Here is a 13648-nt window from a genome sequence, read left to right on the forward strand (position 1 = left end):
TTTATTGTAAAAGATTTTCTGGCTTTTTACAAGAAATCTTGTGCAAAAAAGACAGATTTTTCAAAAATAAAAATCTGTCTTTCTTTTTTTAGTATACTGTTCGTGTATGGACCCGCCCGTTTGGAGCTTCAAATTCGTATTCTAAGTAATCCTGATAGGTCCCTGGTGCAATCACTCCACGCACATCTAATACAGCCGTTCCTGCCTGTCCCACAATGGAATCTGCTAACAGGCAGCAATTAGTAGACAGAACAAAGTAAGATTTAAAACGCGAAGAAGTAAATTTATATAGCTCAGCCCCTAAATCATATTTCAATTTGTAAGCGTAGGTCGGCTGACCGTCTTCCAGTAACCTCCTAGGTGGATCCCAAGGTTCTAACAACTGATCAATTTCAGCTAGACGCTTCTCTACTGCCTGATTCTCTTCTTCGGTAAGGGATAGGCTGTAGCCAAACAGCGTCTTTTGACTCTCTTTTTTACATAGTTCGATGTATGGTTCCTTATCCACTTTAAACAGTACGCCATCCCCAATCGTCCCAAATAGACGCTCTGAAAAGGGATCGTAACTTCCGTAAGAAATGACCTTCCCCTGATAACAAATATCTACATGCCCAATCGCTCCAAATAAGTTGCTGTCAGAAGTATGAACCAAAATTTCTAATTCCCTTGCCTCTTCTTCTTTTTTCACCAATCGATAAGGGCCTGTGTGTCCCGCCGAGCTCCCTTTTTGAAGAAACTGGTTAAACCGTTTTAACTCCTTAGCAGGGATAAAGGCTGCAAAGATAACCGGTAGGCTAATACGAAAGCGACGTTTTAACTCTTGGCCTTGTTGGTCTTTGTCAAATAAAATACCATCTCGAATATTAGAAATCCCCAACAAGACCAGATAAGCCCCCAAGAGGATAAATTGGAAGTGCCCATCTGAACCAGGTTCCAAGACAGTTGCTAGACCAAGCCCACCGTTTAAAAGCGCATCCCATAAATAGAGCCAGCCTCCTTTTACCCGATTGGCCTTATAAAGCCAAAATGTGATCCCATAGACAATGGCACTCCCCAACTGATATGCCCCTAAACAAATCACAACTAAGTTTACGGGCAGACTACTCAGTCGATTCAACCAGATCAACGCAAGTGAAAGAAAAATAAACCAAATAGAGTGGCTATAGGAAATAGACTTGCTACGTAACAAAAAGCGAAGAAGAAAGCTTCCTAGTCCATCAACTAAAAAGTAAATGGCTAATAGATCCAAGGAAAATTTGGTGAAACCAACGCCGTTTCGAAAAATGAGAATCCCAAAAATGACGGCAAGAACCCCAAACAATAAGGTCCGTCTTCTTGCAACTTGTTCAAAAGATATTTTTTTCAATATTCCTTCTCCTTATAGACGAAAGGTCTTTAGACAAATACTATTTTATCAAGTATAATATAAGAAGTAAAGAAAAAAGAAACTGATAAAAGGAGCAGTCTATGAAATACAATCAATATAGCTATCTATCTGTTGACCAAAAAGACATTCTTAAGGAACTAAAAGAAATTGGGTTTGACCTTCCCACCCACCTCCCAGAAAAAGAACTGTTTGAATGGTTTGTCCGCAAGGTTTACTTCACCTATAAAGATACAGATTATCCCCTCTCTAACCTAGTGGTGGATTCTAAAACAGACTTTTTAACGTATATCCAATCTGACTGCGAATGGTCTCCGAACATTTTTTACACAGTAGCCCTCCAATTACTCGGTTTCCGCTATTTTATTGATTTTGAAGATACGGATAGCTTCTTGAAAGAAGTCCAATTTCCGATTGAGTATGGAAACTTGGTAGAAAACCTCTATCACCTTCTCAATACTCGAACAGTAAAAGGAAATTTACTCATCGATCAGTTGGTCAGCGATGGCTTGATTCCTGAAGATAACCAGTATCACTATTTTAACGGCAAGAGCCTCGCAACCTTTACGAGCCATGATGCCATCCGCGAGGTCGTCTATGTGGAAAGTCGGGTCGATACCGACAAAGATGGTCTGCCAGACTTGGTCAAGGTCAGCATTATCCGTCCTCGCTATGAAGGCAAGATTCCAGCTGTTATGACCGCAAGTCCTTATCACCAAGGGACCAACGATAAGGCCAGCGACAAGGCCCTCTACAATATGAATGTCGACCTCGAGGTCAAAGAACCTCATACCATTCAAGTAGAAGTACCTCAATTAGAATTGGTGGATCCTGTCGGTTCAGCTGAGCTAGTCGATGAAGCTGAAGAAACTCTCACCCATATCAATTCCAGCTATACCCTCAACGACTACCTCCTTCCACGCGGCTACGCTAATCTCTACGTATCTGGAGTGGGGACAAAAGATTCGCAAGGCTTGATGACCAATGGAAATTACCAACAAATCGAAGCCTACAAGAACGTTATCGACTGGCTCAATGGCCGTTGCCGGGCCTTTACAGATCACACACGCAAACGCCAAGTCAAAGCTGATTGGTCTAATGGAAAGGTCGCAACCACCGGGATCTCTTACCTTGGAACCATGTCTAACGGTCTTGCAACCACAGGTGTGGATGGTCTTGAAGTCATCATTGCAGAGGCTGGGATCTCTTCTTGGTACAACTACTACCGGGAAAACGGACTCGTGACGAGTCCTGGGGGCTATCCTGGAGAGGATTTTGATTCGCTCGCTGAGTTGACCTATTCACGCGCCCTTCGGGCAGGTGACTATCTCCGCCACCATGCAGCCCATCTAGAGGATTTGAAACGACTCAAGGAGCAATTGGATCGCAAAACAGGGGACTACAACCAGTTCTGGCACGACCGTAACTACCTTCTTCAGGCAGACAAAGTCAAAGCTGAAGTCGTCTTCACCCATGGTTCGCAAGACTGGAACGTGAAGCCCCTCCATGTCTTTAATATGTTCCAGGCTCTTCCAGCAAACATCAAGAAACACCTCTTCTACCACAATGGAGCCCATGTTTACCTCAACAACTGGCAGTCCATTGACTTCCGTGAGAGCATGAATGCCCTTCTCTCTAAAAAATTGCTAGGCTACAATTCAGATTATGAATTGCCAACTGTCATCTGGCAGGACAATACAGGAGAACAAAGTTGGGCCTCCTTGGATGATTTTGGCAATCAAACAAGTCAGCGGACCTTCCTACTCGGAGACGGTGAAAAAGTCATCCAAAACCGCTATGCGACAGAAGATTACGAGCGCTATGGCAAGGCTTATCCGACCTTCTTAAGCGATCTCTACCAAGACAAGGCGCAACAGGTAACCATCGATCTTCCAATCGAAGAAGACCTGCACCTCAACGGAAAAGCTCGCCTTCACCTGCGACTTCACTCCAGCACCAATAAAGGTCTTCTCTCAGCCCAACTCTTAGAGCTTGGAAGCAAGAAATACCTCCAACCCTATCCTGCAGTCTTATCGGTCCGTACGCTAGATAACGGTCGCTACCATATGCTAGACAACTTGACCGAGTTGCCTTTCAAAGAAGCTGGCCAACGGGTAATTTCTAAAGGTTATCTCAACCTCCAAAATCGTCATGATCTCTTAGAGGTTGAGGCCGTGACGCCAGGCGAGTGGATGGAATTTGACTTTGATCTCCAACCAACCATCTACAAGCTCGAAAAAGGAGCGACCCTTCGCCTGGTCCTTTACACAACGGACTTTGAAATCACTGTTCGCGATCAAACCGATTACCAACTGACCATTGATTTAGCACAATCCAGCCTCTATCTTCCTGAAATGACAGAGACCCGCTAATCGTGGTCTCAAGGCTTGCCCTTACTCGGCTTCATTTGACAGCTTAGCCTACTTATGTTACTATCTAATAGAGTATTTCATAGAAAAAGATATTAGAGGAAGTTATGGCGATTGAAAAAACTGTCAGCGAAATTGCTGAAATTTTAGGAGTCAGCCGCCAGGCGGTCAATAACCGTGTCAAGGCGCTGGATCCAGAAGATACACAAAAAAATGAAAAAGGGGTTACCGTTGTAACCCGTAGTGGCTTGATCAAGCTCGAAGAAATCTACAAAAAAACTATTTTTGAAGATGAGCCAGTCAGCGATGATGTGAAGCAACGCGAATTGATGGAAATTTTGGTGGATGAAAAAAATGCTGAAATCGTCCGTCTCTACGAGCAACTCAAGGCCAAAGACGAGCAACTCGCTAAGAAAGATGAACAGTTGCGCGTGAAAGACGTTCAAATTGCTGAAAAAGACAAGCAATTGGACCAACAACAACAATTGACTTTACAAGCAATGAACGACCGCGATACCTTGAAACTTGAACTCGAACAAGCCAATGAAAAAGTTCAAGAGCAAGAAAGCAAAGGTTTCTGGGCACGCGTTTTCCGTCGATAATCCGGGGCTGGATCCTACCAGTCCCTTTTCTTTTCTACCACAGGAGATTTCCCATGAAAGCATTAGAAGATTATATCGCCTTTGATCTCGAATTTAACCAATACGAAGGCGCCTATCAGATCATCCAGGTGTCTGCCGTACGTTTTACGGACGGTAAAGAAGTCGACCACTACGACTCCTACGTATACACCGATAAGCCTCTAAAAAGCTTTATTAACGGCCTGACTGGCATAACCCAGGACAAGATCCAAAATGCTCCACAACTAGAGCAGGTCCTCAGCGAATTCAAGGCCTTCGTTGGAGATCAGCCCTTGATCGGATACAATGCCAAAAAGAGCGACCTTCCCATCCTACTTGAAAATGGGCTGGATCTAGAAGACCAGTACGCCGTCGATGTCTTTGACGAGGCTTTCGAACGTCGTCCATCTGACCTCCACGGCATTAAAAATCTCCAACTCCACACCGTTGCAGAATTTTTGGGAGTTGCAGGAAAATCACACGATAGCTTAGAAGACGCCCGCATGACAGCTCTTGTCTACGAACAATTCCTCGAATTTGATCAAGGCCGCACCCTCCTTGAAGAACAAGAGAACTTCTCCACCAACCCCTTCGGAGGCTTGGACTTATCCGGATTTTTTGATGAATAAAAAGAGAGAGTGGGACAGAAATCGGTAATTCGTTAGAATTCGATTTCGTCGTCCCACCTCCGCACAGTTGAGTAGGGCTGTAAAAGCTGATGAAATCAGCGTAGTAGAGCCCACTCAACCACTGCGTCTTGCTCGACAATCCAAAAACAATTAAGAGGCTAGGACTTTTGTCCCAGCCTCTTTTGAGTTAATGAAAACTTCCTTAGCTTAAAATGGCAATTTCCCTGCGAAAGCACCGAGTTTTTTCTTGGTTGCAGCATCAATTTCTTCAATTGCAGCATTGATAGCTTGAACCGTCATATCAGAAAGCGTTTCTGTATCTTCAGGATCGACCACTGCAACATTGAAATCGATAGAAACAACCTTCTTATCACCTGTAAGAGTTGCAACAACCAAGTCTTGAGCAGATTTCCCTACAAATTGAGTTGCGGCTAATTCCGCTTGGCTTTGCTCCATTTGCTTTTGCAATTTTTGAGCTTGCTTCATCATATTTTGCATATTCATCATAGCAATTACATTCCTTCCAACTTCTGAAATTTACAGTTCATTATACCATTTTTTAGACGCTTGGAAAAGCTTTGGTGAGGGAACTCTGACATCATGCCTGCTGTTTCAGGCAATTTCATGAAGAGAGAAAAGAGTTTTGAAATCTGTGGGCCTCATCTTCCTTTAAAAGCCAGAATGTCCTTTCAAATACTCCTCTTCTTCCTTGGTCGAAGGCCGTCCTAAGATGGCATTCCGATGTGGATAACGCCCAAATTGTTGAAGAATGTCCATGTGCATCTTCTCATACTTCAAACGCTTTTCTAAGCCCGGTTGATCAAATAGGCGCAGGGCTTCTTCATGAATGGTTAAAGATTCCGAATGCATAAAGGGCATGTAGAAAAAGCCTCTTTGTACAACTGGTAATTCTTGAGCTTGTGTTAGGCCTTCTTGGGCCAAGACCAAGGCCAGGGAATCTGTCGCAAAAGCTTGGGCAGTCCCTCGAAAAATATTGCGAGGAATTTGGTCCAAGAGCAAAATCTCTGCTAAACGCCCTTCTGCCGTAGCCCGCCAGTGAAACAATTCCCCACGACTGGCCTTCCAATAAAGTTCCTCAAAGCGCTCCCGCATTTCTTGATCCAGTGCTTCTGATTTTTTGAACCAATCCTCTGGCTTCAACTCTTCGAACCAGAACCTTATCACTTCCTTCATTGCTTAACCTGCCATAATTTTTTCTTTTGTTTTTTCATCCAATGCATCATTCATCCGGCCGTACTTATATCCAGCCAAATCCAAGGCTACATAGGTAAATCCGATTTTTTTCATGTAGTCATTGATCTTGTCATGCAGTTGGATGGCTTTAAGCAGATGGTCTTCTTCCACTTCGATGCGCGCCAAGTCTCCATGCACACGCACACGGACTTGCTCAAAGCCAAGTCCTACAAGGAACTCTTCCCCTTCAAAAACCCGTTGTACATTTTCTGAAGTGATTTTCACTCCGTATGGGAAGCGTGAGGCAACGCTACAAGATGGCACCTTATTCCAATTGGAGACCCCTCTTTCCTTGGCCAATTGACGAATTTCTGTCTTATAGAGGCCGGCTTCTTGCAAGACACTGCGGACACCCGCTTCGTCCCGAGCCTTGATACCAGGGCGAAAATCGTCGATATCATCCATAATATTGCCGTCTACCAATTGCTTAAAGCCCAGTTCTGTAACTGAATCCTTAATAGTTTGGTACATCAATTGTTTGGTGTAATACCAAATATTGGGCGTATTGGCAGCAATCCGTGGATCACTCAATTCTCTCATTTCCAGTCCAAGCACAGGTGCTCCTAGCTGATCGGCCAAGTCGAGCGCTAGATCGAATTCTTCATTTGAAAACATCTCAGAGTTCACGACGGCCGCAATAACATTGTCAGGTCCCAAGGTATCCAAGGCCACCTTCAAGAGATAAGAGCTGTCAATCCCACCTGAATAGGTAACGGCTACCTTTCCGATTTTTCGTAAAATATCTTGTAATTTTTCTTCTTTTTCTTTTCTGATTTGTGCTTCTGTTGCCATCTTAGAATAGCTCCCTTCCGATAAATTCTTCAATCCGTTCATTATCCAAAATCACGATCTTTTGCTGTCGAATATCCAAAACACCTTCTCGTTTTAATTCATTGAGAATGCGATTGACACTGTTTCGCGTCGAAATCCCACAAAAACCGGCAATATCTTCATTGGTAATGTTGAAATCAATCAAGAAGCCGTCTTCTTGCTCCACACCAAACAAACTGCTTAGTTTTTGCAAATGAAAACAAACCGCCCCTTTTTTACCATTCATCATCATATACTGCTGAGACTCCATACTTTCAGACAGTTTATTGCGATAATAGTCCCTCACATAGTCCTGCAGCTCTTTATGCTCTTTGACAAAATTCCAAAACTTGACCCGAGGAATACGATAAAAACTTGCTTCTTCTGTCTCCACTCGCACATTGAAAGGTGAGTCTGTATAGTTGGACACCTCATCACGAATCAAAGAGACAATGTCAATGGCTTTTAGATAGGAAAAGTTAAACTCACGCCCATCACGCATGATGACACTTGTCTTGACCACACCTTCTTTCAAGATGTAGATGTAATCCTCTTTGATCCCACGATAGGAGAGGTAACTATGGTATTTTTTCTTGACGATCGGCGTTCGCCTCTCTTCCAAAAATTTCACTAAAAATTCTGAATTCACGACGGTTTTTCCTCCCCATCTGCTCTTTCTTGAAATCACACTAATGATACACCTGTTCTTAAACAATATAGTTAACATTTGTTGACATCAATTGATGCACACCTCTTTTTAAAAAGAATTATACTATAAGTATCAGTATTAATAAAGGAGATCGCAAATAATGGTAGAAATTAAATTACCGTACGACAAAAAATCGATTGTTGCAAAGATTCCAGATGAAAACTTTGCAGGATTGTTAGAGTCTAAGGCGGAAAACTTCCATAACCCACTGTCTGAAGAAGAAACTGTTGAACGTTCAATGGACAACCCTATCGGCAGCCCTACTTTGGAAGAACTTGCTAAAGGCAAAAAAGACATCGTGTTGATCAGTTCTGACCACACTCGTCCCGTTCCTTCTCACATCATCACTCCAATCATTTTGCGTCGTATTCGCTCAGTTAACCCTGATGCACGCGTGCGTATCTTGGTTGCTACTGGTTTCCACCGTCCTTCAACTCGTGAAGAATTGATCAATAAATACGGCCAAGAAATCGTTGACAATGAAGAAATCGTTATGCACATTTCAACAAACGACGATGACATGGTTAAAATTGGACAACTCCCTTCAGGTGGTGACTGTATCATCAACAAAATCGCTGCTGAAGCTGACTTGTTGATAGCAGAAGGATTCATCGAATCTCACTTCTTCGCTGGATTCTCAGGTGGACGTAAATCAGTCCTTCCAGGTATCGCATCATACAAAACTATCATGGCGAACCACTCAGGTGACTTCATCAATTCTGATAAGGCACGTACTGGTAACCTTGACCACAACCCAATCCACGAAGATATGCTTTACGCTGCTCGTACTGCAAACTTGGCCTTCATCGTCAACGTTGTATTGGACGGCGAAAAACACATCATCGGATCTTTCGCTGGGGACATGGTTGAAGCCCACAAAGTCGGTTGTGACTTCGTTGCAGACTTGGCACGTGTGTCTAAGATCGAAAGCGACATCACAATTTCTACAAACGGTGGTTTCCCACTTGACCAAAACATCTACCAAGCTGTTAAAGGGATGACTGCAGCCGAAGCTTCTAACAAAGAAGGCGGAACAATCATCATGGTGGCTGGATGTGCAGACGGTCACGGTGGAGAAGGTTTCTATCGCAACCTTGCTGACGTAGAAGATCCAAAAGAATTCTTGGAACAAGCCATCAATACACCTCGTTTAGAGACTGTCCCAGACCAATGGACTTCTCAAATCTTGGCACGTATTTTGGTACACCACCATGTTATCTTTGTATCTGACCTTGTAGATCCTGAATTGATCAAAGGTATGCATATGGAACTTGCAACTTCATTTGACGAAGCGCTTGAAAAAGCCTTTGCTCGTGAAGGAAAAGATGCTAAAGTAACAGTTATCCGCGACGGACTTTCTGTCGTTGTTGAATAGAATCAAACATGGATTTTCAACCCAATCTAGAACAGACACTCCGTTCTTTGCAAGCAGGTCATCTCTCAGTAGAGGATGCGCTTGAGCAAATCAACGGGGTTAAAGAACTAGGGTATGCAGCAATTGATACTGACCGGCAACGTCGCAACGGCTTCCCTGAGGTCGTATACGGCGAAGGAAAGACAGTTGAGCAAATTGAAGGGATCCTGCAATTTCTTTCAGAAAAAGAATTGCCGATCCTCACAACAAGGGTCTCTCTCCAAAAGGGAGAGGCTCTTTCTCAGCGCTTTCCGACTGGCCACTATTATCCAGAAGCTCGCTGCTTCGTTCTCAACTCTAAAAAAGAAGAAGCCGATCCTGAACACTACATTGCGGTCGTCACAGCAGGGACAAGTGATGTTCCTGTTGCAGAAGAAGCTGCAGTCACTGCAGAAACCTTTGGCCATTCGGTTCACCGAATCTATGATGTGGGAGTCGCCGGCATCCATCGCCTCTTCAATCGCTTAGAAGAGATCCAAAAGGCCAGTGTGATCATCGTGATTGCTGGTATGGAAGGAGCTCTTGTCAGTGTCGTTGGAGGTCTTGTGGATGTGCCTGTGATTGCCGTTCCGACTAGTATTGGATACGGAAGCAACCTTCAAGGGCTAACGACCTTGATGAGTATGTTGACCTCTTGTGCTTCTGGAGTCACCGTCGTCAATATTGACAATGGATTTGGTGCAGCTTATTCAGCATGTATGATCAACCGACTCAACCTCAATCGAAAGGAAAACTGATGACCAGTCTATTTTTAGAACCTTTTTCTGGAATAAGTGGCGATATGCTAAACGGTCTTCTTGTGGACCTTGGGGCAGATGTCGAACTTCTTCACACAGAACTCGAAAAAATGGGAGTGGATGGTTTTCACCTCCACGTTCATCGCGTCGCAAAAAGCGCAATTTGGGGAACTGATTTCGATGTTCACCTTCACCACGGGGAGAAAGATACGGGGATTGAAGGTGATTTTGATCACGATCACGATCACGATCACGATCACGAACATCATCACGATCACGAACACCATCACGATCATGAACATCATCATGATCATGAACATCATCATGATAACGAACATCATCATGATCACGAACATCATCATGATCACGAACACCATCATGATCACGAACATCATCACGATCATGAACACCATCATCACCATTCCCACGCGGATGCTCGCAGTTATGCGGATATCCACGATTTGATTGCCGCTTCACAGTTGAGTCCTTTTGTGAAAGAAAAAAGTCTTGGAGTCTTTCTTGATATCGCAAAGGCCGAAGCAGCTGTGCACAACATGCCTGTTGAGCAGATCCATTTCCACGAGATCGGTGCCATTGACTCGATCGTCGACATCGTTAGCTTTTTCATCCTAGTGGAATCGCTCGAGATCGACACAGTCTATTCCACTCCTCTCACGGAGGGAAGTGGAACCATCTCAGTTGCCCATGGGGAAATGCCAGTTCCAGTTCCTGCTGTCATGCAGTTGAGAAAGGAAACTACCATTCCGATCACTCAAGACTTCACCGTCAAAACAGAGTTGATCACCCCAACAGGGTTAGCCCTCTTGAAAGCAATGGACCCGATCTTTGAACCGATCCCATCCCACTTTGCCATCCAAAGTGTCGGCTATGGCTTTGGTAAAAGAGATACCGGAAAATTCAATGCTTTACGCGGTTCGCTATTGAAAGAAGACACCTCTCACAGCACCACTGTTGTTCATCACACGGAAGATCAAATTATTGAGATCACCACTACGATCGATGATCAAACACCAGAGCAACTCGGTTATATTATCCACCGTTTCCTGGACGCTGGAGCTTTAGATGTCTACTATCGTAGCGTCGTTATGAAAAAGAATCGCCCTGGCTTTGAATTGATTCTCTTGATTCAGGGAAGTCAGTTGGAAGATTTTTCAGCCCTCTTGTTCAAAGAAACCAGTACCATTGGTTTTCGATACCAACAAGTCGACCGAAAGGTCATGCAACGTCGATTTGAACAAATCGATACGGAATTTGGACCCGTTACGGTAAAAATTAACCAGTACGGATCTACCACTAAAAAAACACTTGAATACGAAGACTGTCAGCGTATTGCTAAGGAGATGCAGTTGCCGATTCAAGAAGTTTATCACCAATTACAAAAATATATTTATTAATTTAGGAGACATTTATTAACATGACACATCAATTACTTGCAGAAGTTATGAGTACAGCTTTGATGATTATCTTCGGGGTTGGCGTACACTGTGACGACGTTTTGAAGAAAACAAAATATGCTGGAACTGGACACTTATTTGCGATTACTACATGGGCATTCGGTATCACTGTCTGCTTGTTTGTCTTTGGCGGCGTTTCAATGAACCCTGCAATGGCTTTGCTTAAAGTCCTTCTTGGTAAATTGACAATCGCTCAATTCTTCCCAATTGCAATCGCTGAAATGATCGGTGCCTTCCTTGGAGCTTTGATTGCTTACTTTATGTATGCTGACCACTTCAAGATTTCTGAAGGTCAAATTGATGGTGTTGCTATCCGTAACATCTTCTCTACAAACCCTAACTGCCGTAACCTTCCACGTAACTACTTCGTCGAAGCGTTCGCAACATTTATCTTCTTGACATCTATCATGGCTGCTGAACATGCCAACGAAGCAATGCTTCCATTCACTGTTGGTTTGATCGTTTGGGCTATCGGTATGGGTCTTGGTGGTACTACAGGTTTCGCGATGAACCAAGCGCGTGACCTTGGACCTCGTTTCGCTTACCAAATCTTGCCAATCAAAGATAAAGTAAACAACGACTGGCAATATGGTCTTCTTGTACCAGGTACTGCCCCATTTGTTGGTGCTGTCCTTGCCTTCTTCTTCATCCGTTACTTCCTTGGAATCATGTAATGAGTTGATCAAAGAATCATTCAAAAACAAGCATCGAAAGGTGCTTGTTTTTTGATTCCTTCATTTCCGAAGCCGTCCATAAAATGATATAATGGACAAAGCAAATCATGAAAGAAACAAGAGAAGGAAGAACGACATGACTCATTTTCACACCATTGTCATCGGTGGTGGCCCAGCAGGTATGATGGCGACCATTGCCAGCGCCTCTTATGGCCAACCTACGCTACTGATCGAAAAAAATAAAAAGCTAGGTAAGAAACTTGCAGGTACCGGAGGAGGCCGCTGTAATGTCACGAACAACGGTACCTTAGACGATTTGATGGCCGGTATCCCTGGAAATGGCCGTTTTCTTTACAGTGTGTTTTCCCAATTTGATAATCATGATATCATCCAATTTTTCACCGATAATGGCGTCAAACTAAAAGTCGAAGACCATGGTCGGGTCTTTCCTGTTAGTGATCAATCTCGCACCATTATTCAAGCCTTAGAAAATAAGATCCTCGAGCTTGGTGCTAGCATTGCCACCAACTGTGAAGTGGTCTCTGTCACCAAGCCAGAAGACGTCTTCATCGTCAAATCTGCTGAAAAAATATGGACAGCTGACAAGCTGATTGTCACAACTGGGGGCAAATCCTATCCTTCTACCGGCTCTACTGGCTACGGACACGAAATTGCCCGCCACTTCAAACACACCATCACCGATCTCGAAGCGGCAGAAAGTCCTCTTTTGACAGACTTCCCACACAAGGCCCTCCAAGGGATCTCTCTGACAGATGTGACCCTCAGCTACGGCAAACACATCATCACCCATGACCTGCTCTTTACGCATTTCGGTCTTTCTGGCCCTGCAGCCCTTCGGATGTCTAGCTTTGTTAAAGGTGGGGAAATCTTATCTCTGGACCTCCTTCCGACTACCTCTTCTCAAGCGTTAAAAGACTTTCTAGAAGAGCATCGAGAAAAGTCCATTAAAAATAGCCTCAAAACCCTTCTTCCTGAACGGTTAGCTGATTTCTTGGTGCAAGAATTCCCTGAAAAAGCCAAGCAACTCACTCCTACTCAGACAGAAGAGATCATTCAAAAAATCAAAGAGATGCCTATTCCTGTCACTGGGAAGATGTCTCTAGCTAAGTCCTTTGTAACCAAGGGTGGCGTCAGCCTCAAAGAAATCAATCCTAAAACCCTAGAAAGTAAGCTAGTTCCTGGGCTCCACTTTGCAGGAGAAGTCCTCGATATCAATGCCCATACAGGCGGTTTTAATATCACATCCGCCCTCTGTACCGGTTGGGTAGCAGGAAGCCCTCATTACTAAAAAACGAACTCGATTTGTTCGAGCTCGTCTTAGAATGATGACAAACTATTTTAAAGTAAAATAAGTTAAGTAATTCTACAAAGAAATATAAATGTGGTCCAATTCTTAGAATGAATCAAGAAAATGCCGAAACTTTCCGCTGTGAGAAAAGTGCCTGAAACTTTTTGTTTCAGGCACTCGGAATTATTGAGACCTTTGGCTCAATAATTAGTCATGGAACTTCTACGAAGTTCGCTGACGTCCGTACTCACTTAAGGAAAGTTT

General features: G+C 43.7%; 13 protein-coding genes. 8 read left to right on the forward strand and 5 right to left on the reverse strand.

Features of this window, described 5'->3' with window-relative positions:
- Positions 1-88: 88 nt before the first annotated feature.
- Positions 89-1366, reverse strand: a complete 1278-nt coding sequence (locus O3629_RS07970) for an HdeD family acid-resistance protein (protein WP_023919173.1) — start codon at positions 1364-1366, stop codon at positions 89-91.
- Between the two features lie 101 nt (positions 1367-1467).
- On the opposite strand from O3629_RS07970, the gene O3629_RS07975 reads away from it, so the two are divergent.
- The 3 genes from O3629_RS07975 to O3629_RS07985 all read left to right on the forward strand — a co-directional run bounded on the left by O3629_RS07975 (position 1468) and on the right by O3629_RS07985 (position 5002).
- Entirely contained in the window at positions 1468-3756 is a 2289-nt protein-coding gene (locus tag O3629_RS07975) for a Xaa-Pro dipeptidyl-peptidase (protein ID WP_371608998.1), read from the forward strand.
- Positions 3757-3860: 104 nt separating this feature from the next.
- Complete coding sequence (locus O3629_RS07980; RefSeq protein WP_371608999.1) at positions 3861-4355, forward strand: DUF536 domain-containing protein; 495 nt, start codon at positions 3861-3863, stop codon at positions 4353-4355.
- A gap of 53 nt (positions 4356-4408) precedes the next feature.
- Positions 4409-5002, forward strand: coding sequence for a 3'-5' exonuclease (locus tag O3629_RS07985; protein ID WP_070466615.1), 594 nt, complete (start codon positions 4409-4411; stop codon positions 5000-5002).
- 207 nt (positions 5003-5209) lie between these two features.
- Here O3629_RS07985 and O3629_RS07990 read toward each other — a convergent pair whose 3' ends face one another.
- The 4 genes from O3629_RS07990 to O3629_RS08005 all read right to left on the reverse strand — a co-directional run bounded on the left by O3629_RS07990 (position 5210) and on the right by O3629_RS08005 (position 7715).
- The gene (locus O3629_RS07990) at positions 5210-5509 is read right to left on the reverse strand and encodes a YbaB/EbfC family nucleoid-associated protein (RefSeq protein ID WP_021153902.1); all 300 of its coding nucleotides are present in this window, start codon (positions 5507-5509) and stop codon (positions 5210-5212) included.
- Positions 5510-5671: 162 nt separating this feature from the next.
- Positions 5672-6196, reverse strand: coding sequence for a DUF924 family protein (locus O3629_RS07995; protein ID WP_155167269.1), 525 nt, complete (start codon positions 6194-6196; stop codon positions 5672-5674).
- Positions 6197-6199: 3 nt separating this feature from the next.
- Positions 6200-7048 (reverse strand): ATP-dependent sacrificial sulfur transferase LarE, encoded by an 849-nt coding sequence (larE, locus tag O3629_RS08000; RefSeq protein ID WP_023919180.1) that lies wholly within the window; start codon positions 7046-7048, stop codon positions 6200-6202.
- Position 7049: 1 nt separating this feature from the next.
- Positions 7050-7715, reverse strand: coding sequence for a Crp/Fnr family transcriptional regulator (locus tag O3629_RS08005; protein ID WP_021153951.1), 666 nt, complete (start codon positions 7713-7715; stop codon positions 7050-7052).
- A 160-nt stretch (positions 7716-7875) separates the two neighbouring features.
- Between O3629_RS08005 and larA the strand changes: the two genes are divergently transcribed.
- The 5 genes from larA to O3629_RS08030 all read left to right on the forward strand — a co-directional run bounded on the left by larA (position 7876) and on the right by O3629_RS08030 (position 13384).
- Positions 7876-9150 (forward strand): nickel-dependent lactate racemase, encoded by a 1275-nt coding sequence (larA, locus tag O3629_RS08010; protein WP_049489292.1) that lies wholly within the window; start codon positions 7876-7878, stop codon positions 9148-9150.
- Positions 9151-9158: 8 nt separating this feature from the next.
- A complete protein-coding gene (larB, locus tag O3629_RS08015; protein ID WP_070466622.1) occupies positions 9159-9926 on the forward strand; it encodes a nickel pincer cofactor biosynthesis protein LarB in 768 nt (255 codons plus the stop codon).
- A complete protein-coding gene (gene larC / locus O3629_RS08020; RefSeq protein WP_371609000.1) occupies positions 9926-11341 on the forward strand; it encodes a nickel pincer cofactor biosynthesis protein LarC in 1416 nt (471 codons plus the stop codon). The genes larB and larC overlap by 1 nt, the downstream gene beginning before the upstream one ends.
- Positions 11342-11361: 20 nt before the next feature.
- Positions 11362-12075, forward strand: coding sequence for a D/L-lactic acid transporter LarD (larD, locus tag O3629_RS08025; RefSeq protein WP_024056458.1), 714 nt, complete (start codon positions 11362-11364; stop codon positions 12073-12075).
- 136 nt (positions 12076-12211) lie between these two features.
- A complete protein-coding gene (locus O3629_RS08030) occupies positions 12212-13384 on the forward strand; it encodes an NAD(P)/FAD-dependent oxidoreductase (protein ID WP_070466626.1) in 1173 nt (390 codons plus the stop codon).
- The last annotated feature ends 264 nt before the right edge of the window (positions 13385-13648 follow it).

It is taken from the genome of Streptococcus sp. 27098_8_12 (assembly GCF_041432115.1).
Lineage (GTDB): Bacteria > Bacillota > Bacilli > Lactobacillales > Streptococcaceae > Streptococcus > Streptococcus parasanguinis_V.